This window comes from Bifidobacterium sp. (genome assembly GCF_050874245.1).
Lineage (GTDB): Bacteria > Actinomycetota > Actinomycetes > Actinomycetales > Bifidobacteriaceae > Bifidobacterium.
In genome coordinates this window covers 1-22,175 of sequence record NZ_JBNMKH010000010.1, presented here as the reverse complement: position 1 = coordinate 22,175, position 22,175 = coordinate 1, and the positions used below count along the sequence as shown (strand labels likewise).

Sequence of the window (22,175 nt, the reverse complement as noted above, 5' to 3'; positions counted from 1 at the left end):
ACGTGCCCTCGGTGGGACTCGAACCCACACTGCGCAGATTTTGAGGCTGCTTCCTCTACCAATTGGGATACGAGGGCTTGCACGCAACTATGGCAGGATAGCACAGCAACGTGGTCTATGGCAAATCCACGGCGTTGTCATCGGCATGTCGCGAAAACAAAACGGGCCTCCCGTCGAAAATTCGGCGGAAGACCCGTTGGGCAGCCGTCTAACGCGGCTTTTCAATCTCAGTCGCAGGCACCAACGGTGTGGACGTAGATGGAGTCGGTGCGGCCCGGCTGATGCTCGCCCTGGGCGGAGCTCAGCACGACGATCTTGTCGCCGTCGACGACCTTGCCGGCGTCCTTCAGGACCTTGTCGGTGAAGACCATGAGGTCCTTGCGGGACTTGTCATGGTAATCCTCGTCGACCAGGAAGGATTCGGTACCCCAAGACAGAGCCAGCCAGTGGTAGGTGTGCTCATTGTTGGTGATGCCGTAAATCGGAGTGGCCGGACGTTCGCGGGACACGCGATGCACGGTGGAACCGGTCTGGGTGTAGGCGACGATGGCCTTGGCGTTGAGCTTCTCAGCCAGATCGACGGCGGCGGAGGACACGGCACCGGTGGAGGACATATCCAGGTTCTTCAGCTCCGGGATACGGTCGAAACCATGCTCGGTGGCGAACGTGGAGATACGGCTCATGGTGTTCACGGTGACTGCCGGGTACTTGCCGACAGCGGTCTCGTTGGAGGTCATAGTGGCGTCGGCGCCGTCCAGAACGGCGTTGGCGCAGTCGGAGGCCTCTGCACGGGTCGGAACCGGGGAGCTCACCATGGAGCCCAGGACCTCGGTGGCCACGATGACCGGCTTGGCATACTGGCGGGCCAGCTCGATGCAGCGCTTGGTGGCCAGCGGCACCTCTTCCAGCGGGCACTCCACGGCCATATCGCCACGGGCGACCATGATGCCATCGAAAGCCTTGACGATCTCCTCAAGGTTCTCGAGTGCCTGCGGCTTCTCGATCTTGGCGACGACCGGGATACGACGACCTTCCTCGTCCATGATCTCGTGGGCGCGGTCGATGTCGGTAGCGAAACGCACGAAGGACATGGCGATGATGTCGGCGCCGGTGCGGATGGCCCAACGCAGATCCGCCTCGTCCTTCTCGGTCAGCGCCGGCAGGGACACGGCAACGCCCGGAAGGTTGATGCCCTTGTGGCTGGACACGGGGCCGGCCACAACAACCTTGGTATGCACGTTGTTGCCCTCGACCTTGGTAACCTCCAGACGGACCTTGCCGTCATCGATGAGGATCGGATCGCCCACATGGCAGTCGCCCGGCAGCCCCTTGAAGGTGGTGGAGGTGATGTGCTCGTCGCCTTCGATGTCATCAGTGGTGATGACGAATTCCTGGCCTTCGGTCAGCTGGACCTTGTCCTCGCCGTCGGCGTTCTTCTTGAACCAACCGCAACGAATCTTCGGGCCCTGCAGGTCAACCAAGGCGGCAACATTGCGACCGGTGGCCTTGGCGGCGGCGCGAAGATTGTTATAGACCTTGAGATGGTCTTCCGGGGTGCCGTGGGAGCGGTTCAGACGAGCGACGTCCATACCCGCCTCAACAAGGCTGGTGATGCCCTCCAGGGACTCGGTGGCTGGACCGATGGTATCTACGATCTTGGCTTTACGCATGAATGCCTGCCTATTCTTGTTGATATTGATTTGGGATCTGACGACCCTGTTTCCAATCGCATAGTTTACTAACAAAAAGCGCCCACTGCCACCTCGGAACGAGGTGTGTTGTGAGCGCTAACATTATTTTTGGGGGAAATGTCGACCTCTATTTCCCCAGTGTCTGCCGAATCGTCATTTTTCGTTTTTCTCCACGGCACGCATCTTGAGGACGCTGGCCAAAGCCGCGCCTCCAATCGCAAGGACGATCACGATGAGGGACAGCCACGTCGGCACCTCCGGCACCCAAGAAATCGGCTGTCCACCGTTGAGGAATGGCAACGAATTGCCATGCAGGGCCTCCATGATGAGCTTAACGCCAATGAAGCCCAACACCACGGACAGGCCCAATGGCAAATAGACGAGTTTGTCAAGCAGCTCGCCCAGCAGGAAGTACAGCTGCTGCAGACCGAGCAACGCGAACACATTGGAGGTGAATACGATAAAAGGATCCTTGGTGAGTCCGAAAATCGCGGGAATCGAGTCGAATGCGAACATCACGTCGGTCGTTCCGATGGTCAGGAAGACGATGAGCATAGGAGTCCAGTGCTTGACGCCGTCCTTCACGGTGCGCAGCTTTTCGCCATCGTATTCATCCGTGATCCTGATGACCTTACGCAACGCATGAATCAACGCGTTCTCATGGTACTCCTCGTCCTCGTCCCCTCCGGCGACGAGCTTGACGGCCGTGACGATGAGGAACGCGCCAAACAGGAAGAACACCCATGTGAAACGCGAGATGATGGCCGCACCCACCAGAATGAAGAGACCTCTAAGCACCAACGCAACAGTGATGCCGACCGAGAGCACAAACTTCTGCAGTTCCTTGGGAACGGCGAAATTCGACATGATAATCACGAACACGAACAGATTGTCAATGCTCAATGAGTATTCGGTCAACCAACCCGAGTAGAACTCGATGGCCGGCTTCGATCCTGCGAAGAACCACATGAGACCACCGAAGATCAACGCCATGACCACGAAGAACGCGATATGCCGCACGCATTCCCCGGTGGATGGCACATGTGGTTTACGCCCGATTACGAACAGGTCGACCACGAAGAAGACGGCAAGCACCGCGAACGTGGCGATTTCAAAAGCAAGTGGTGTTTCAGCCATGATTCACCATGGTACGAATGCCGTATGACCGGACGAATCACCTGTTCGCCTCGGTCATCTGCCGGAGCTCCTTCTTCAGGTCGCGAATTTCGTCGCGCAGACGCGCGGCGAGTTCAAATTGCAGTTGTTCGGCAGCCGTGTGCATCTGCTCGGACAGCTGCCTGATCAAATCGGCCAAGTCCTGCGCCGGAAGACCGGCCTTGAGGATTTCCTCGTGCCGTTTGTCCTTTTCCTCCTTGCTGGTGGATGGGATGCCAAGATGCGAGTTACCGGCTTTATCCGCATTGCGGTATCCGGTGCCGAGCAATGTCTGGGTGTCGACATCCTCTTTGGCAAGCATGTCGTTGACGTCGGAGATCTTTTTGACAAGAGGTTTCGGATCGATACCGTGCTTCTTGTTGTAGGCGATCTGGATATCACGACGTCGATTGGTCTCATCGATGGCCTTATGCATGGCGTCGGTAATGTCATCCGCATACATGATGACGGTTCCGGACACGTTTCGCGCGGCACGGCCGATGGTCTGGATGAGGGAGCGATACGAACGCAGGAAACCCTCCTTGTCCGCGTCGAGAATCGCCACCAACGACACTTCCGGCAAATCGAGCCCCTCGCGCAGCAGATTGATGCCGACGATGACGTCGATCTTGCCTTCGCGAAGCTCACGCAGCAGTTCAACGCGGCGCAACGTGTCCACGTCGGAATGCAGATACTCGACCTTGATGCCCCGTTCCAGCAGATAGTCGGTCAGATCCTCCGCCATCTTCTTGGTAAGCGTGGTGACCAGCGCGCGTTCGTTCCTTGCCACCCGGTCCTTGATCTCGGCAAGCAGATCATCGACCTGTCCTTCCACGGGACGCACATCGATCTGCGGATCGACAAGACCCGTCGGACGAATGATCTGTTCGACCACGCCATTGCTCAGACCGAGCTCGTAATCCCCCGGCGTCGCCGACAGATAGACCGTCTGACCGACACGTTCCTGGAACTCCGGCCATTTAAGCGGACGGTTATCCATGGCCGACGGCAGACGAAACCCATGTTCGACCAATGTACGTTTGCGGCTCGCGTCGCCTTCGTACATTGCTCCAATCTGCGGCACGGTGACATGCGATTCATCGATGACAAGCAGGAAATCGTCGGGAAAGAAATCGAGCAGTGTATGCGGAGGGGTACCCGGGGCGCGGCCGTCGAAATGCCTTGAATAGTTTTCCACGCCGGAGCACACGCCGACTTGGGAAAGCATTTCCAAGTCATACGTGGTGCGCATGGTGAGGCGTTGCGCCTCAAGCTCCTTGCCCTGTTTGCGCAATTCGGCGGTGCGCTCGTCCAATTCCTGCTGGATGGTCTTCAGGGCATGCTCCATACGTTCCGGTCCAGCCACATAATGCGATGCCGGGAAGATGTGCACCTGTTCCTCATGACCGATAACATCGCCGGTCAACGGGTGCAACGTGGAAATACGGTCGATTTCGTCACCGAAGAATTCGATGCGGATCGCCAGTTCCTCGTAGACAGGAATGATTTCAACCGTGTCTCCCCGAACTCGAAACGTGCCTCGAGTGAAGGCGATGTCATTGCGTTTGTACTGCATAGCCACGAACTTGCGCAGCAATTCGTCGCGGTCAATCTGCTGACCTTCCTTGAGCAGCAGCATACGACCGGCATACTCCTCCGGCGTGCCCAAGCCGTAAATGCAGGAGACCGTCGCCACCACCACGCAATCGCGCCGGGTCAGGAGGTTCGCCGTGGCCGCATGACGCAGACGCTCCACATCATCATTGATGTTGGAATCCTTCTCGATGTAGGTGTCGGTCTGCGGTATGTAGGCTTCCGGCTGGTAGTAGTCGTAGTAGGAGACGAAGTAGCTCACCGCGTTGTCGGGCATGAGTTCGCGGAATTCGGCGCATAACTGGGCGGCGAGCGTCTTGTTTGGCTCGATGATGAGCGTCGGGCGTTGCAGACGTTCGATCAGCCATGCGGTGGTGGCTGTTTTACCGGTACCTGTGGCGCCCATGAGCACCACGTCTTTCTCGCCGTTCTCGATGCGGGTGGCCAGCTCCTCAATCGCCTTGGGCTGGTCGCCGGATGGTTTGTATGGCGATTTGACCACAAACGGCTTGTTCACACGCTCAATGTTGAATCCCATAATCTACCTCGTCCTCAAACGCCATTGCCGCATCAGCGTATCAACATACTCGAACATACGTTCCATGGATTGTGATGAATCGACCACCGCATCCGCAATCTCCTTACGTTTTTCACGGGACGGCTGGTGGGCGATCCGATCCAACGCCTGACGCTCACTCATGCCCCGGGTACGTGTCATACGTTTTACTCGCACGTCATCAGGAGCCTCGACGGTGATTATGTGATCGAAGCGGAAAGGCAGATCGTCCATCACTTCCGCCAGCAAGGGGATATCATGCACCACGATTGCGTTGGGGTCAATCGCGAGGGCACGCGTCTCGGCCTCGGCAGCGAGTTCGTAGATCAAGGGATGCTCGATTTCGTCAAGAGCCCGTCTCTCGGATTCGGCATTCGGGCCGGAAAACACGTGCTGGGCGACCCACCGACGATTGAGCGCACCCTGCTTATCCAATGCGCCAGGTCCGAAGCGGTCTACGATTCGCCGTAATCCGGCGCTTCCCGGCTCCACCACCTTGCGCGCCAACGCATCGTAATCGATGAGCACGGCGCCCAGTTCACGCAGATGGGCGGCGACAGTGCTTTTGCCGGCGGCGATGCCTCCGGTCAGGCCAATTCGAATCATCATAATCGTCATTGTATGTCCGATATGTTCAACGCATACGGCATACAAAAAGCCCCATGCCTGATGGCATGGGGCTCTCGATCAGGAATTCACACGAAACGGATTATAACCGATTCGACGGGACTCACTTGCCGAGCAGCTGGTCGCGCAGAGCGGCGAGCTGGTCGGAATCGGCGAGGGTGCCGTTGGAAGTGCTCTCGGAGGAGTAGTTGGACACCTCTTCGGCCTTCTCTTCCTTCGGAGCCTGGCCGTCCTCAGCTGCGGAAGCCTCGGCGTTCTCCAGCTCCTTGGCGACGAACTCCTTGTGCTGCTCCCACAGATCGTGGGCAGCGGCGTACTGGGCTTCCCACTCCTCACGCTGCTTCTCGTGACCAGCGATCCACTCGTTGGTTGCCGGGTCGAAGCCTTCCGGATACTTGTAGTTGCCCTGCTCGTCGTACTCTGCCGGCATGCCGTACAGAGCCGGATCGAAGTCCTCGGAAGCCGGATCAACAGAATCGTTGGCCTGCTTGAGGGACAGGGAGATGCGGCGACGGTCGAGATCGACGTCGATCACCTTGACGAACACTTCCTCGCCCGGCTTGACGACGGTCTCCGGGTTCTCCACGTGACGGTTGGCCAGCTCGGAGATGTGCACGAGGCCTTCGATGCCATCCTCGACAGAGATGAAGACACCGAACTGCACAATCTTGGTGACCTTGCCCTTGACGATCTGGCCAGGAACGTGGGTGCGTGCGAAGCGCTGCCACGGATCTTCCTGGGTGGCCTTGAGGGACAGGGAGATGCGTTCGCGGTCGAGATCCACGTCGAGCACCTCGACGGTGACCTTGTCGCCGACCTTGACGACCTCGGACGGGTGGTCGATGTGCTTCCAGGAAAGCTCGGAAACGTGGATCAGGCCGTCAACACCACCAAGATCGACGAATGCGCCGAAGTTGACGATGGAGGACACGACACCCTCACGAATCTGGCCCTTCTTGAGCTGGGACAGGAAGGTCTCGCGCACTTCGGACTGGGTCTCCTCGAGATACTGGCGACGGGAGAGGACCACATTGTTGCGGTTCTTGTCGAGCTCGAGGATCTTGGCCTTGATCTTCTGGCCAATGTACGGGGACAGGTCGCGGACGCGGCGCATCTCAACCAAGGATGCCGGCAGGAAGCCACGCAGACCGATGTCGACGATGAGGCCACCCTTGACGGCTTCGATGACGGTGCCTTCGACGACGCCGTCGGCTTCCTTGATCTTCTCGATGTCGCCCCAGGCGCGCTCATACTGGGCACGCTTCTTGGACAGAATCAGACGGCCTTCCTTGTCTTCCTTGGTGACGACAAGGGCTTCGATGGTGTCGCCGACCTCGACGACTTCGTCAGGATCGACGTCCTTCTTGATGGAAAGCTCGCGGGAGGGGATGACGCCCTCGGTCTTGTAGCCGATGTCGAGCAGGACCTCGTCGTGATCGACCTTGACGACGGTACCTTCGACCAGATCACCATCATCGAAGTTCTTGATGGTGGAATCGACTGCCTTGATGAAGTCCTCTTCGGTGCCGATGTCGTTGATGGCGACCTTGGCGACTTCGTTATTGTTCTCTGCCATTAATGTGGTTTCTTACAAAATAGTTGGTGGATAAAATCGTTCTTCAGTTATGCGTGCGGCGAATATGCGCACATTGCGCAAGCATACCGCAGACCATGCACAAAAATCGGGCGCGTCGACAGGACGACACGCCCGAAAACCAAGTCACGAAGAATCAAGCCCGGCGCTCGGCCATCTCCACGACGTTCTGCAGCAGCATCGCACGGGTCATCGGACCCACTCCCCCGGGATTCGGCGTGTACGCCGAAGCCTTCTCGTAACAAGCTTTGTCAATATCCCCTTTGACCCGATACCGTCCGGTCTCCTCGTCGAGCACACGGGACACCCCGACATCGACGAGGACCGCACCCTCCTTAATGTCGTCCGGCTTGACGAAACCAGCGGACCCCATGGCCGCGACGATCACATCGGCGCGTCGCATGTGATCGCGCACGTCCTTCGTCCCCGTATGACACAGCGTGACTGTGGCGTTAACGGATTTGCGGGTGAGCAGCAGCCCGATGGTGCGCCCGATGGTAATGCCACGCCCCAGCACGCACACTTCCTTGCCGTCCAAATCGATGTCGTAGGAACCGAGCAGCTCGATCACGCCGCGGGGCGTGCACGGCAAAGGTGTGGTTATATCCCCTTTCGCATGCAGGACCAGTTCTCCGAGATTGTATGGATGCATGCCATCCGCATCCTTACTCGGATCAATCAAATCGATAATCGCATTCTCGTCGATGCCTTTCGGAAGCGGGAGCTGCACGATATAGCCTGTGCAGGCGGGATCCTCGTTGAGTTCGCGCACGGTTTCGGCAATCTGTTCGAACGTCGCGTCTCCAGACAGCTCTCGTTTGATTGAATTCACGCCGATCTCGGCGCAATCGGCGTGTTTGCCGGCAACATACTTCACTGACCCCGGATCGGAGCCGACCAGAATGGTGCCCAGACCCGGTTCAATCCCCTGAGCCTTCAACGTCTCGACCCTCGCGGCGAGATCCTTCTTGATCCTCGCGGACACTGCCTTGCCATCGATTCTCACTGCCATGATGGGTCACACCTCTCGTTTCCGTGCTCGTCGTATTGGCATTTGCAAGTATCGTAGACTATCTTGGTTTCAAGCATAAGTCGCACATGTGTTTATGAGATGGACACGACCGAGACGTCATAGGAAGAAGGCACAACCGACATGCATTCGCACCAGCGTCCGCCCCTTCGCATCTTTGCCGCGGGAATCGCCCTATGCATGGTACTCGGCACCGCATCATGCTCCAAGAGCGAACCGGAGCCGAACCAGCCGTCAGCCGAAACAACGACCGAGCAAACCGCCCCGATTGAAGTGGTGTCCTCGATCAATCAGTGGGGTTCCGTGGCGGAGCAGATTGGAGGATCACACGTCATGGTAACGTCCATCCTTTCCTCCACCGCCGAAGATGCCCACGGCTTTGAACCCAAGACCAAGGACGTGGACGCCTTGGACAAGGCCCAGGTTATTGTGTCCAACGGGGCCGGATACGATTCATGGGCCACGAAGAGCCTGCGAAGGAACGTCGTTTCGGTATCCGCGGCGCAGATGGTCGGCGCGGTCGAGGGCGACAACCCCCATCTATGGTTCTCCAGCGACGCGCGCAATGCCATGGCGAAGGAACTGGCCGATACCTATAGCCGCATCATGCCGAAACAGCGGAAATATTTTGCGGCCCGTCTCAAGGCATGGAGCAAACGAGAGTCGAAACTCGAAAAGGACATGGAGAAATCCTCCGAATCGTTCAAGGACATCTCCTACGCCTCCACGGAGCCGGTCGCGTACTATCTTTTCAGCGACATCGGTCTCACCGATAAAACACCCGCAGGATATTCCCAGTCCACCGCGGATGGCTCACAACCCTCTTCGGAGAATCTGCAGGAATTCCAAAAACTGCTGGAAGCTCGTGACGTCGATTTCCTGGTCAACAACACACAGGAGACCAGCGATGCCACGAACATCATCACCGGGACCGCACACAAATCCGACCTGCCGGTCATCGATATCACGGAACAGATGCCGGATGATTGCAAAGACCTGATCGAATGGACCACCCGTCTCATCACGGCACTGGACGAGGAAATAGCCAAGGACAAAAACGGGGCCACGGACGCCACCGACGAAGCCGGTTCCGACACACAATCTTCCGATTCCGGTTCCGGCTCGGAATCGGAATCGGAATCCAGCTCCACGACCGACGAAGCCGCTCCGGACAACACAGGGCAGACGGATCCGGGAAAATGAATCGATAGGAGCATCCGTCACCGATAATTCCACAAGACCGCCGACGAAACGCACTTCGTCGGCGGTTTCTTTTCCCCGTGGTTCAAGCATGCAAATCCTGGCCGCGTATGAAACATCTTCTTATTGAGAATGATTGTCAACACCATTTGGAACAATTACGTCAGCAAACGACCAAGGAGCGGACCATGCATGACGAAGCAACCGCCTGTATCGAATTCAACGACGCGGGCGTGACACGCGGCGGGAACACTATCTGGCAACATGGAACCTTCCGAATCCCACAGGGCTCGGTGACCGCCATCGTTGGCACCAATGGAGCCGGCAAAACCACCATGATGAAGGCCGAACTCGGTCTGGTCCCCATCGCGCAGGGCAGCATCACGGTGCTCGGCCAGCCAGCCGGCACCATGAACCATCGCATCGGATATGTGCCGCAAAGCTACGCCTCCGACATCGAATCGAACATCACCGCCGAGCAGTCGGTGATGCTTGGATTGACGGGAGCCAGATTCGGCATCCACCTCACCACCCGCAGGCAAAAGGACAAAGTCCGCGACGCATTGACATTCGTCGGTATGCGGGACAAGGCGGCATACCGCCTGTCCGAGCTCTCGGGAGGTCTGCGCCAGCGCGTCGCCATCGCGCAGGCGCTGGTGTCCGATCCGCAACTGCTTATGCTGGACGAGCCGCTCGCCAATCTTGATCTGGCCAGCCAGCGCGCAACCGTGCACGTGCTCGCCAAACTCAACCATGAACTCGGTATGACGATCCAGGTCGTGGCCCACGATCTGAACATGCTGCTGCCAATTCTCACCGGAGCCGTGTATCTGCTCGACGGGCATCCCCACTACGCAGGCATGAACGAAGTGCTGGATTCGAAACTACTCACCCATCTGTATGGCACCACCGTGCAAGTGGTTACCACCCCGCAAGGCGACATGTTCGTGACTCCAAGCGACGACGAGCCGGACGACATGACCGTCGACGCCCATGCGCCGGAGGAAGTAGCCCAATTCCATCACCACAACCACAAAACACAAGAGGCATGATTATGGACGGAACCGCTTTCTCCTTCGACCCTGACTGGGCGAGCACACTGACCGCGCCATTCATGACGAACGCATTTCTCGCCGGATTATGCATCGCATTCGCAGCCGGAATCATGGGATACTTCACCATCGCCCGTCATTCCACATTCGCCGCGCACGCATTGGCGCACATCGGATTGCCGGGTGCCACGGGCGCGGTCTTGCTAGGTCTGCCGGTCAGCGTCGGCCTCGGCGCGTTCGCCCTCGGTGGAGCCTTGGTGATCGGCGCGCTGGGGAAGAAGGCCTCACAGCGCGAAATCGCCACGGGCACTGTTCTGGCCTTCGCCACAGGCATGGGTCTGTTCTTCGCACGGTTGTCCAGCTCCGCATCCCAACAGATGCAGTCGATACTGTTTGGATCCATTCTGACGATCACGAATGGGCAGATCATCGGATTCGCGGTATTCGACGTGTTGCTGCTGGCGGCATTGGCCGTCATCTACCGCCCGTTGCTGTTCAGTTCGCTTGATGAGCAGGTGGCGCAGGCGAAAGGCGTTCCTGTCGGTCTTATGAACATATGCTTCATGGCGATTATGGCAGGTGTGATCACCATCGCCGTTCCCGCTGTCGGCACGTTGTTGATCTTCGCGCTGGTGGTCACCCCCGCCGCAACGGCCAATATCATCACGCGTTCGCCATTCTCCGCGATGGTCGTCGCCACGGTGATCTGCTTGATCTCAATCTGGGGCGGATTGGTGTTTTCCGCCATGTTCCCCGCTCCTCCGAGCTTTATCATCGTGACGCTTTCCACGATTTTCTGGATTATCGCCAAAGTGGTCGAAACGATACGCCACTGATAAAGAGGGGGATGGGAAACTAGACAATTGGTTCCACAAGCGCGTTGGCGATGGCTGCGATGCCCTCACCAACGCCGGTGAATCCCATGCCATCCGTGGTGGTGGCGGTCAGGGAGACATCGCAGCCGACCGCCTGACTCAACGCCTGACGGGCCTCCTCACGACGTTTACCGATTTTCGGGCGGTTCGCTATGACGACCACACTGGCGCTTACCGGCCGCATGCCATGATCATGCAGATAATCGACTGTCTTTCGGAGCATTTCGTCCCCATGTGCGCCCGCACCGGCCGAATCGGCCCCCACGCCGAACAGCATGCCGATGTCGCCCAATGAAGCCGCTGAGAGCAACGCGTCAATCAGCGCATGAGCCACAACGTCGCCGTCCGAATCACCTTCGATGCCATCGCCGTCCCAAAGCAAACAGGCAAGCCAAAGAGGCTTGCCTGCGTCATGGGATGCGAATCGATGGGCATCAAATCCCTGACCGATACGCATGAACGTCCTACTTCTTTTTAGACTTCTTGTTTTCGGCCTCGACACGCGCCAGAGTGTCCATGGCCGCTTCCTTCGGAGCCTCGGTGTGGTGCTGCTCATCGCCCGGCCGCGCCGGCTCATATCCGAGATTCACATCGAGCAGACGCTGGGCCTCGGACTCATCGAGATGCTCGGACAACGCGATCTCCGAGGTTAGGATGCTGCGGGCCTTGGTCAGCATACGCTTCTCACCCGCGGACAGTCCATGCTCGTCGACATCGCGCTGGGAAAGGTCACGCACCACCTCGGCGATTTTATTGACGTCGCCCGTGGCGATCTTCTCCACGTTCAGCTTGTACCGACGTGACCAGTTCATTTCCTTCTCGATGATGGGAGTGCGCAGGATCTCGAAGACCTTCGCCACCTCCTTGGCGCCGACGATATCTCGGACACCGACCTTCTTGGCATTGTCCACCGGCACATTGATGACCAGCCCATCGGATGAAAGCACCGACAGTTGCAGATACTGACGGGTCACGCCCTTGACTGTCCGCTCGGTAATGGCCTCCACCTTCGCAGCGCCATGACGTGGATAGACGACCATGTCGCCGACCTTATAACCCATGAATCCTCCGTGAAATGCTTACACAAAACCCGAATTATTGTGCCATCAGGTCTGGACTTGCCCAAAAATAGCCTAAATTTCAAAAAAAGGCCGCGACACGAGCCATTTTTCAAGCATTTCATGCTTACACTTTTTCCATGGCTACAGAATCCAAGATCAAAGAAGATAGCGTTGCCGTTCCTGTTGCGCAGGGCGACCTGGATGCAGTGAGCAACGGTACGTTTTACAATCCGCACGAGGTGCTCGGCGGACATCTCGGCGCGGATGGGCACGAGGATGTCGTCACAATCCGAGTGCTACGCCCATTGGCGAAATCCGTAACAATCATCACCGAAAAGGGACAGACCCAGGCGGTACATGAATTCAATGGCGTTTTCATGGCGCTCGTCCCGGCCATCGTCACCGATGACGGCTTCGGCGTTCCCGATTACCGCGTCAAGACGGAATACGAGGATGGGTCCGTCGTGGTGTCCGATGACCCGTACAGGTATCTGCCCACCATCGGCGATCTGGACATGTATTTGTTCGGAGAAGGCCGGCATGAGCGACTCTGGGAGGCATTGGGCGCTCGTGTACTGCGCTATGACGATCCACTTGGCTCCAACGATGGGAGCGAGGGAAAGCAACTGGTCGGCACCGCATTCACGGTATGGGCCCCGAACGCCCATGCGGTCCGTGTGGTTGGCGACTTCAACGGATGGAACGGCCGCACCCATGCCATGCGGGAACTCGGTTCCTCCGGAATCTGGGAGCTGTTCGTACCCGGCGTCGAGGCTGGAACCATTTACAAATACGAAATCCTCAACGCCAACAACGAATGGGTCATGAAAGCCGACCCGATGGAACGCTCGCACGAGATTCCACCGCACACTGGTTCCATCGTCGTGGAATCCACCCATGCATGGCACGATAAGACCTGGATGGACAAACGTGCCGCCACCGACCCGCATAACGGGCCGGTCAGCATCTACGAGGTGCATGCCTCCAGCTGGCGCAAGGACGTGAGCAACTATCGCGAACTCGCCGACAAGCTGGTCCCCTACATCCAGAAGGAAGGCTTCACCCATGTGGAATTCATGCCGCTGGCCGAACACCCCTTCTCCGGCTCGTGGGGATATCAGGTGACCGGCTACTATGCAATCGATTCGAGACTTGGCGGTCCCGACGATTTCAAGTATCTGGTCGAGAAAATGCATGACGCCGGCATCGGCGTGATCATGGACTGGGTCCCCGCGCATTTCCCGAAAGACGCGTTCGCCCTCGGCAGATTCGATGGAACCCCGCTGTATGAGGATCCCGATCCGACCCGCGGCGAGCACCCGGACTGGGGCACCTATGTGTTCAACTTCGGGCGCCGCGAAGTGCGCAACTTCCTGGTCGCCAACGCCTGCTTCTGGCTGGACGAATACCATATCGATGCGCTGCGCGTGGATGCGGTATCCTCCATGCTCTACCTCGATTACAGCCGCAAACCCGGCCAGTGGCATCCGAACATCTATGGCGGACGCGAGAACCTCGAGGCCATCGACTTCCTCAAGGAGGCCACGGCAACCGCGTACAAGAACAACCCGGGCATCATGATGATCGCCGAGGAATCCACCGCGTATCCCGGTGTCACCGCGCCGACCGACGCAGGCGGTCTCGGCTTCGGACTCAAGTGGAACATGGGTTGGATGCACGACACCTTGGAATACCTGCATGAGGAACCAATCAACCGCAAGTGGCACCACAACGAGATCACCTTCTCCATGGTGTACGCCTATTCCGAGCATTACGTGCTGCCAATCAGTCATGACGAGGTCGTGTACGGAAAGGGATCGCTTTTCGGCAAGATGCCAGGCGACGACTGGCAGCGTTACGCCGGCGTGCGCGCGCTGTTCGCCTACCAATGGGCCCATCCCGGCAAGAAGCTCTCCTTCATGGGCAACGAAGTGGCGCAGTACGGCGAATGGGACCATGACGGCTCGGTCGATTGGGACGCGCTCAACTGGCCCGACCATCGTGGCGTGCAGAAGCTCGTCGCCGACCTGAACGCGCTGTACAAGGCGTCTCCAGCGCTATGGAGCCAGGATTTCGATCCCGCGGGCTTCCAATGGCTCACCAGCGACGATGCCGACCACAACACGCTCAGCTTCGTACGTATCGGCAAGGATGGGGAGCAGATGGTTGTCGTCGTGAACTTCTCCGGCGAGGCATGGGAGGACTATCAGGTTCCGCTCACCAAGGGCGGCCGATGGACCGAAGTGCTGACCACCGATGATAAGAAGTACGGTGGATCCGACATCCATAACGGCACTTTCGAGGCTGTCGAAGGGGAATACCATTCCCGTGACTGGTCCGCGAAAATCACCGTTCCGGCATTGGGCGCAGTATTCTTGAAGCCAGAACACTGAGAAAGGCGGAATACTTCATGCTCAACTCATCAGCACAGTCCACAACGACGGAGCCGCATACCGTTCTGGTGGTCGAAGACGAACCGACGCTGGCCACGGCCATCGCACAGCGCATCACGGCGGAAGGCTGGACCGCACGCGTGGCCTCCGACGGCGCAAGTGCGGTGCAGGCGGCGTCCACGCTTCGTCCGGATCTGGTCATCATGGACATCATGTTGCCCGTGATGGACGGTCTCGAGGCCACCAAGCGCATCGTGGCGGAACGCCCTGTGCCTGTGCTGATTCTGACGGCGCGAGATGATGAAGCCGACAAGGTCATCGGTCTTGGAGCCGGAGCCGATGACTATATGACCAAGCCGTTCTCCATGCGCGAGCTCATCGCGCGGTGCAAGGCCTTGCTACGGCGTGTGGACCGTGCCAAGATCATCGCCAAGAATTCCGAAAACGAGAAGCTGCTCAATTTCGGCTCATTGGTCATCGACCCGGCCCAACGCATCGTCACCGTCGATGGCAAGCAGGTTCATCTGACTCCGACGGAATTCGACCTTCTTGCCACGCTGGCTCGTAAGCCGAAGTCCGTGCTCACCCGTGAAAAACTGCTCGAAGAGGTGTGGGATTGGGTGGATGCCTCCGGTACCCGCACCGTGGACTCGCACGTCAAAGCGCTACGGCATAAGCTGGGTTCGAAGACCATCCGGACCGTGCACGGCGTCGGGTACGCGTTCGAACCGCCGGAGCCGCAAAAGTGATGCGCTAGTATTTGGTGGTATGCATACTACCGATTCGAAACCGGGGCGTTCGGTCAATGTTTTGGACACCAAACGCCCCATTGGTTCGTTTTCATCACTCAAGGTCGAATTGTGCGTGCTGATCACCATCTCCACCCTCATCGCCTTCATCATGGCTTGGTTCCTACTCAAAGTGGAACTGAGCATCTGGATTGCCATGCCGATTACTCTTGCCGTAGCATTGGGCATCACATACTTCTTCTCCAGAGGGCTGACCTCTCCCCTGCGTGAGATGAGGGACGCCGCCGAAGCCATGGCGGATGGCGACTACACCGTGCGCGTGCATGTTGATGAGAACAATCGTGATGAAGTGGGCCAGTTGGCCATGTCCTTCAATGAGATGGCCGAGGAGCTTCAGCACGCGGATCAGATGCGTCGAGATATGGTGGCCAATGTGAGCCATGAGCTGCGTACGCCGGTTTCGGCGCTACAGGCCATGGTGGAGAACATGGCAGATGGCGTGGTTGAGCCGACTCCGTCGAATCTGGAAAGCATTCTCAACCAGACGCATCGTCTTTCCGACCTCATAGCCTTCCTGCTCGACCTGTCACGTATGGAGGCAGGTGCGGCAAGTCTGCAAATAGATAGATTCAATTTCGCGGATTTCATCGACGAAACCGTGGAACCGCTGGAAATCGCCGATGCCGGCCATGCCCACGACATCAAGATCCATGTTCCCGACGATATCGAGATGGAAGGCGATCAGGATAGGCTGCGCCAATTGTTCACCAATATCATCGCCAACGCGCTCAAGCATTCCGCGGACAACACCGCGGTACTCATCGAGGCCCATGATGACAAGGAACATTCCACGATTGTGACGAATGTCGTCAATTTCGGCTCCCAGATTCCACAGGAGGCTCGTTCAGATATCTTCCGCCGATTCGTCAAAGGCAAAACCGGTCCAGGCACCGAGTCGGGAGGCACCGGCCTAGGGCTGTCAATCGCCCGTTGGGCGGCGCAATTGCACGGTGGAACGGTACGTGTCGTGGATGATCCACGTGGCGCGGACTTTGAGATAACACTGCCGAAATATCATATTTCCGACGAGAAGTGACGTCCGGCTTTCGCTGGCCTGCCCGCAGGCGTGTGAGCCAGCGAAAGCGCCGTGACCACTTCGGCTCCCCCTAAGGACAAGGCGTCGATGCAGCGGCGCATGGTAGTGCCGGAAGTGACGATGTCATCCACCAGAATCACCGCCTTGTCCTTAAGGAGAAACTTTTCCCGGACCACGATGCGACCTTTCAAACGTTGTGAGCGTTGCGCCGTTCCACCGGTCTCAACGGATCTTCCAGCAGTTCCCTTATTCTCCAAAGCCTCACATGCCCGCACACGCATTCCGGTACGCTCCCGCAGATACGATGCGAGTCCTGTCGCCAAAGGCATCATATGGCGTCGACCACGTTGCCGCATGGACGCAAGTGATGATGGAGCGGGCACAATCAACACCCGATCACGGGACGCACCACCCAGATGATCCGGCAATCCCACCCGCTCCGCTAGCGAGCAAAGCGCCACGGAAAACGGACGTTCGCATTCCTCATCCCCATGGTCCTTCCACGAAAGAATCGCTTGCCTGGCCGCGCCGCGATACCACCCGCATGCGAACCAGCGTCCCATCGTGGCCGTCTCGAGCGTCTGGGAAAGACCACAATCGAACAATACACGGCATTCGGAGCACAATATCTCATCCGGCCTATCACATCCCGCGCAACCACGAGGAAACAGCACATTCGCCATATACGAGGATGCACGCGCCACCGGTCCCATATCCATTCTCCTCACCGAGACAGACCGGCGATGATCTCATCGCATAGCCTTACGGTATCTGCGGGCCCCGTCACCTTCACCGCCCTAGTGCCCGCCAAGGCAGCCGGATAATCATTGCCGCCCGGTTCCATACGATCGCCAATGAATACGATCCGTCCGACTTCCATGCCGAGAATCCCGGAAAGTTCGTGGACGGCGAAAGATTTGTCGAAGCCGCGCTGAGAGATATCGACGCTGCTGGCACCCCCGGGTCTGACATCCAATTCCGGCAGTTCGGCCGCGACCGCACGGGCCAATCTGCTCTTTTTCTCATCCGTGGGATCCCATGCCTCCTTGGTTTCAATCGGGGCGAGCTGCCCCAAAGCGGAGAATGTGATCTGGCTGCCCCGGTCCTCAATACGTTCGCCCCAGGCATGGCTGTACCAGATACCCTGCTCGCGCGCATTGCGTTCCAATGATTCCTTGGCTTTGGCACGCTCCTCATCGCTCAGATCATGCGCGAACACTAACGCCCATCGCCGACCGTTCCACCGGTAGTAACGGGTTCCGCTGGTAGGCATGAGATGGAGTCTTGAACGATTGGCCGTACCGGTCAGCCTATCCACGACCTGGCTTTGCAGCAATGCGTATTTTCCACCGGTTATCACCGCGACGTCAATCAGCGAAGTCAAAATGGAAAAAACCTTGGCCATATCATCCTTCATCGGCTTTTTGGAACGCGCCAATGTATTGTCCAGATCGAAGGCGATCAGCTCCACCCCTTCGCAGAGCGCATCGATGTCCACGGCGTCCCAGCGAGGTACGGAAACATCCGACATGATCGTCCTTCCCTTCGTTGAGCCAATGCCTACCATGGTATCGCATGTTTTCCGCGTAAACCCTGATATGGTAGGAAACATGCATCAAATACCTTGGGAAGCTCCGACATACCGCAATCGTCATGGCCGCGGCATGCGCACGCCCATGTTCGGTACAAGATTGCCGCAATACCGCACCCGAAGCGGCATGTTCGACGACATGCTGGTGGCGCAGATACGCAGGCTCAACGAAGCCTGGCCGGAACTCGTCGGCCCTGTCCAATTTGCAGTGGAGGACGTCCCTCCATCGGATCCCGCACCTTGGGAAGCCGTTCCGCATCTCGGATCACAGTCTTTTCCAGCCGGGCATGGGATTCCTCCACGCATCGTGCTGTATCGTATGCCGTTGCAATCGCATGCGCGAAGCCGTATGGATCTGCAATTCGCAATCCGGGATGAAGTGGTCTCGCGCCTGGCGGAGCTCTATGGACGCCGTCCGGAGGAAATCGACCCCGACTGGGGTCTATGACCGTCAACGGACGACGGTCATATCCTGATTGGCCCAAATCTGCTCCCTGGCTTCCTTCAGGTCGATGGCGCCGATGACGGCAAGCCCGGCGAGCTTCGCGTCGGAGACATCCCGTTGCCCGATGCGCAGATTCCAAACCATACTCGCCGAAGAATCCTTGAGCCTGATGGCCGCGACGTCGCCATCGTTGATATCATCCACGTCCACTGACATCGAAGCGGACGGCCCCAAGGTGATCTGACGCTTGTCCACCAAATCGCCATCCGCATCATATGCGGTCATCGTCGCAATCCGCTCCTTATTCGAGATATTGAGCAGACCGACCTGTGCGGTGGACCGGTCCGGAACAGCCATGGCGGAAATCTTCGCCGGTACCGACGCGTTGACCAAAGCGAAATCGGACTGTCCGCCAGTACCGTCATCAGCAATCCTCGCAGCGGCCGAAACCGGTTTGGAAGCACTGATGATGACGCCCGTCACGTTCTTGGGAACATTACCCAGTTCGATGCTGGAAGCCCGATCCGCTTCCAAGGTCTGCTGGTTGACCGGTTCCGAGCCCTCGGCATCCACCCACGATACGGTGACATCGGTTCTATGGGCGGCATACAGGTACAGAGTCATATTGTCGCCGTAAGCAAGACCGTCCACGGCCAGGACCTTGGAAGAGACATTGTTGGGAACGACGTAATCCGATCCCTTCGAAATCAATCCCTCCATGGAGACTGTGCGCACTATCGCGGCAACAGGAGTATCAACACCGGAAACGGTGACGTATAACGCATCTTGTCCGGAGGCGGCCGCGGCAAGATTCAACACCGATTCCTCACCGGCGCCAACCGTCAGCATCGAGCCTGTGGAAAGGGCCAATGAACCGCTCTTGTCGGCGCCCCAAACCTTGACGTTAACCGATGTGGCTTTGGCGGACGGGTTGGCCACAACCAGTTGCTGGGTCATCCCTGTCTTCGTCCCCGTTACCAGAAAGGTCTGCTTCAACGCCGGAGCCACGCAGGAAGCCGCCGATACACCTTTGAGATCGCCGTCGGTGGCCCAAGACATCACGGATGAAGCGGCACCAGTACCGTTAGAGGCCGTCAGCAGACGCGTATCCTGCAGTTGGGCGCCATCATCGACATTGCCGGAAGCAACGAACACGTCATCGGAGGAATCCACGCTTTTCTTGTCGAGCGTCAATGCGGAGGACATCGAATCCGCGCCCAACGACGCGACTGAGGAGTGGAATACGGAGCCGAACGCGGAATACCGCGCGGAAGATGCGATATCGCCGTTCGAAGCCTGGTATTCGCTGTCACCATAGGAACCGGTATCAGCGATGGTCATACGAGACGGGCAATATGTCTGCAACTGTCTTGGGCTGACGGTGCGTCCCACGGAGGACCGATTCACCGAAGGGGCATCGGCGTGCAGCCACGACGGACGATAGACAAGGGACACCGCGATCAGAACGACGATGACCAGCACCGAGACGACGGCAAGAACGACGCGCAGGGGCCTATTGGGACGGGAATGTCTACTCATGCTTCCTCCTGACCATAACGGCGGATTCGCGGAAGCGCAACCAGGCAATATGCCGCAAGGACAAAGCCCATGCACCATAGCCACGCGCGACGCCATGGGCTCGCGGCAGCCTTGTCGAATCCGTTACGGTCGATATGCTGCTTGGATAGGTTCTGAACCACCAGACGGTAATAGGTCCCGTCATCGGAGCTGACGACGTTCTGCGTTCCATCCGAGGCTCCGATATTCGAATTCAACTGGCTCGATGCCTCCCGTTGAGCCTTGTCGCCATTCTGCTTGACGACATAAATTCCACCGAATCCGAGCTTGGCCAATTCGGCGATGGCATCGGAATCCGCATTGGCCAAAAGCTGGGCGCAATCCTGCGCTATGGTTCTGCTGTTACCGTCCAAACGGCCCGAAAGCACCTCGACACGTTGCGCCGGAGAGCTGTCTATCAGATCACCACGGCCGGTGCGCATGACATTGTAGCTGACCGATCCCGCACTGTCGGCGCGCAAGGCAAGCACACGACGCGCATCATCCTGTTCGAGAAAATCGGTCGATACCATCGGCAGGCCGGAATCACTGGCCCGCACCTGTCCACGGTCATGCTCGGCATAATCGAATCCTGCGCAAACCACAACGGAAACGGTCAACAAGCAGACCAGTACGGTACGCCCCACGCGCGCGGCGACCGGCGTCAGCTTCGAGCCATGTCCCTCGACCTCGACGGCGCCGGTTCTTCCCTGCTGTCGCAGCATGACAAATCGTCGTACCGCGCCGCCCGCCACCATGCAGATACAGGCAAGCAGGCCCAGCATCGCATATGCGGCTCCAGGCAACATGGAACCCGCGACCGGACCATTCACATCCACGGCTACCGCGACGGCCGCGGAAAGAATGGATGTTACGACTCCCGCGACGACGGCGACCCACATCATACGCGACGCGCGCAACACAAAAGGCAACACCAGCGACACCGCGGCAAGTACCGCGATCAATCCCAGAACTGCCACGACCGCGTACTCCCACCATCCATGTCCGGCGCCGATGCCGAACACTCGGGACAACATATCGGACAGGTTTGCGACAATCGGATCACCGTCTCGACTGGTGAAGGGAAGCATGACACTGCCGAACAGCTGGCGCCACGTTCCGTCTTTGGCGAAACGGACCACATTGACCAACGTCGGCGCGCAGACGAAGGCGGCGGGAAGAGGAATCAACAGCAACGTAGGCTTATGGGCCCGGACAAAAAACAGAAACGTCAGGAAGGTCAGCATCAAAGGCAGCAACAGCTGCGGTTCGGCTGCGACCACCGGAATGAAGCACAAAGCGGCAAGGGCCGCGGACTGCACCGATGCACGAGGCCTTACCAAATCCTCCGTACGATACATACCGACCGCGCGGAACGAGAACGCGAAAGCGGCGGGAAGGAACATCATGACCGTCAGCATCGCCACGTCGGCATCGGCATAGAGGCCCATGGACAACGCCATCGCGAACCACAACAGTGCGGTCACGCAACGCACTGCGTCCGAGCGGGTGAAGATACCAGCCAAAGCCCAGAACGAGAACACCATGATCGGCGCGGAAAGGAAGAACACCAAGCCAACCGCCGTGGCGACATGTCCGCAGGAAAGCACTGAAAACACCATCAATACCAGTAGCCATGGGGCGTTCGGGGCGCTGATGCCGGTTCCGGACGCATACGCCCACGATGTAGTCGCGGTACGAGCCAACTGGGCAAAATCCGCATCGGTAGGCAACAACGACGGAGAATACATCGAAGCGCCAGAACATACGGCACGAAAGACATTCCAGAACATCGCCACGGTCCAGATGGCGGCAACCAAAGCCGAGCCAACCGCAAACCCCCATCTACGTAGAAGGCGCTTACGCAGATGCGCCTTGCCAAGAGGGCTGAGCAGAACGGTTCCCTGCTG

General features: G+C 58.2%; 18 protein-coding genes, 1 tRNA gene and 1 pseudogene. 7 read left to right on the top strand and 13 right to left on the bottom strand.

Translation table 11 applies throughout. The annotated features are described in order from the left end of the window. Window positions 1-3: 3 nt before the first annotated feature. The 7 genes from ACR0P8_RS02255 to ACR0P8_RS02225 all read right to left on the bottom strand — a co-directional run bounded on the left by ACR0P8_RS02255 (window position 4) and on the right by ACR0P8_RS02225 (window position 8,228). Window positions 4-77, bottom strand: a tRNA-Leu gene (locus tag ACR0P8_RS02255). Between the two features lie 150 nt (window positions 78-227). Further along, window positions 228-1,670, bottom strand: coding sequence for a pyruvate kinase (gene pyk / locus ACR0P8_RS02250; protein WP_432623264.1), 1,443 nt, complete (start codon window positions 1,668-1,670; stop codon window positions 228-230). A gap of 174 nt (window positions 1,671-1,844) precedes the next feature. Beyond that, window positions 1,845-2,828: a TerC family protein gene (locus tag ACR0P8_RS02245; protein WP_432623262.1), complete on the bottom strand. Its 984-nt coding sequence runs from the start codon at window positions 2,826-2,828 to the stop codon at window positions 1,845-1,847. 37 nt (window positions 2,829-2,865) lie between these two features. Further along, a complete protein-coding gene (gene uvrB, locus ACR0P8_RS02240) occupies window positions 2,866-4,977 on the bottom strand; it encodes an excinuclease ABC subunit UvrB (RefSeq protein WP_432623260.1) in 2,112 nt (703 codons plus the stop codon). Between the two features lie 3 nt (window positions 4,978-4,980). Further along, window positions 4,981-5,604 (bottom strand): dephospho-CoA kinase, encoded by a 624-nt coding sequence (gene coaE / locus ACR0P8_RS02235; RefSeq protein ID WP_432623258.1) that lies wholly within the window; start codon window positions 5,602-5,604, stop codon window positions 4,981-4,983. A 121-nt stretch (window positions 5,605-5,725) separates the two neighbouring features. Further along, window positions 5,726-7,198, bottom strand: coding sequence for a 30S ribosomal protein S1 (rpsA, locus tag ACR0P8_RS02230; protein ID WP_432623256.1), 1,473 nt, complete (start codon window positions 7,196-7,198; stop codon window positions 5,726-5,728). A 154-nt stretch (window positions 7,199-7,352) separates the two neighbouring features. Continuing rightward, window positions 7,353-8,228 carry a bifunctional methylenetetrahydrofolate dehydrogenase/methenyltetrahydrofolate cyclohydrolase gene (locus tag ACR0P8_RS02225; protein WP_432623254.1) on the bottom strand — a complete coding sequence of 292 codons (876 nt, stop codon included), beginning with the start codon at window positions 8,226-8,228 and terminating at the stop codon, window positions 7,353-7,355. Between the two features lie 141 nt (window positions 8,229-8,369). Between ACR0P8_RS02225 and ACR0P8_RS02220 the strand changes: the two genes are divergently transcribed. The 3 genes from ACR0P8_RS02220 to ACR0P8_RS02210 all read left to right on the top strand — a co-directional run bounded on the left by ACR0P8_RS02220 (window position 8,370) and on the right by ACR0P8_RS02210 (window position 11,334). Further along, window positions 8,370-9,449, top strand: coding sequence for a metal ABC transporter solute-binding protein, Zn/Mn family (locus ACR0P8_RS02220; protein ID WP_432623252.1), 1,080 nt, complete (start codon window positions 8,370-8,372; stop codon window positions 9,447-9,449). A gap of 185 nt (window positions 9,450-9,634) precedes the next feature. Next, window positions 9,635-10,498: an ABC transporter ATP-binding protein gene (locus ACR0P8_RS02215; protein ID WP_432623250.1), complete on the top strand. Its 864-nt coding sequence runs from the start codon at window positions 9,635-9,637 to the stop codon at window positions 10,496-10,498. A 2-nt stretch (window positions 10,499-10,500) separates the two neighbouring features. Beyond that, a complete protein-coding gene (locus ACR0P8_RS02210) occupies window positions 10,501-11,334 on the top strand; it encodes a metal ABC transporter permease (RefSeq protein WP_432623248.1) in 834 nt (277 codons plus the stop codon). A 19-nt stretch (window positions 11,335-11,353) separates the two neighbouring features. On the opposite strand, the gene ispF is transcribed toward ACR0P8_RS02210, so the two are convergent. Together ispF and ACR0P8_RS02200 are read right to left on the bottom strand one after the other, a co-directional pair. Then, window positions 11,354-11,830 carry a 2-C-methyl-D-erythritol 2,4-cyclodiphosphate synthase gene (gene ispF, locus ACR0P8_RS02205; RefSeq protein WP_432623246.1) on the bottom strand — a complete coding sequence of 159 codons (477 nt, stop codon included), beginning with the start codon at window positions 11,828-11,830 and terminating at the stop codon, window positions 11,354-11,356. Between the two features lie 7 nt (window positions 11,831-11,837). Next, a complete protein-coding gene (locus ACR0P8_RS02200; RefSeq protein WP_432623244.1) occupies window positions 11,838-12,434 on the bottom strand; it encodes a CarD family transcriptional regulator in 597 nt (198 codons plus the stop codon). Between the two features lie 137 nt (window positions 12,435-12,571). Here ACR0P8_RS02200 and glgB point away from each other — a divergent pair, with 137 nt between their 5' ends. From glgB to ACR0P8_RS02185, 3 genes are read left to right on the top strand one after another with little or no spacing between them, the layout of a single operon-like run. After that, entirely contained in the window at window positions 12,572-14,827 is a 2,256-nt protein-coding gene (glgB, locus tag ACR0P8_RS02195) for a 1,4-alpha-glucan branching protein GlgB (RefSeq protein ID WP_432623242.1), read from the top strand. Window positions 14,828-14,844: 17 nt separating this feature from the next. Continuing rightward, on the top strand, window positions 14,845-15,576 hold the full coding sequence (locus ACR0P8_RS02190; RefSeq protein ID WP_432623240.1) for a response regulator transcription factor: 732 nt from the start codon (window positions 14,845-14,847) through the stop codon (window positions 15,574-15,576). A 19-nt stretch (window positions 15,577-15,595) separates the two neighbouring features. After that, complete coding sequence (locus ACR0P8_RS02185; protein WP_432623238.1) at window positions 15,596-16,672, top strand: sensor histidine kinase; 1,077 nt, start codon at window positions 15,596-15,598, stop codon at window positions 16,670-16,672. Here ACR0P8_RS02185 and ACR0P8_RS02180 read toward each other — a convergent pair. Further along, a complete protein-coding gene (locus tag ACR0P8_RS02180; protein WP_432623236.1) occupies window positions 16,651-17,385 on the bottom strand; it encodes a ComF family protein in 735 nt (244 codons plus the stop codon). The two genes, ACR0P8_RS02185 and ACR0P8_RS02180, sit on opposite strands and share 22 nt — an antisense overlap. Window positions 17,386-17,396: 11 nt before the next feature. Continuing rightward, window positions 17,397-18,203, bottom strand: a complete 807-nt coding sequence (locus ACR0P8_RS02175; protein ID WP_432623234.1) for an HAD-IIB family hydrolase — start codon at window positions 18,201-18,203, stop codon at window positions 17,397-17,399. A 79-nt stretch (window positions 18,204-18,282) separates the two neighbouring features. Here ACR0P8_RS02175 and ACR0P8_RS02170 point away from each other — a divergent pair, with 79 nt between their 5' ends. Further along, window positions 18,283-18,711: a metallopeptidase family protein gene (locus ACR0P8_RS02170; RefSeq protein ID WP_432623288.1), complete on the top strand. Its 429-nt coding sequence runs from the start codon at window positions 18,283-18,285 to the stop codon at window positions 18,709-18,711. Window positions 18,712-18,714: 3 nt separating this feature from the next. Here ACR0P8_RS02170 and ACR0P8_RS02165 read toward each other — a convergent pair whose 3' ends face one another. Both ACR0P8_RS02165 and ACR0P8_RS02160 read right to left on the bottom strand, forming a co-directional pair. Continuing rightward, on the bottom strand, window positions 18,715-20,247 hold the full coding sequence (locus ACR0P8_RS02165; protein WP_432623232.1) for a DUF5719 family protein: 1,533 nt from the start codon (window positions 20,245-20,247) through the stop codon (window positions 18,715-18,717). Beyond that, window positions 20,244-22,175: pseudogene (locus ACR0P8_RS02160) on the bottom strand (glycosyltransferase family 2 protein); the annotation flags it as partial. The gene ACR0P8_RS02165 and the pseudogene ACR0P8_RS02160, both read right to left, overlap by 4 nt.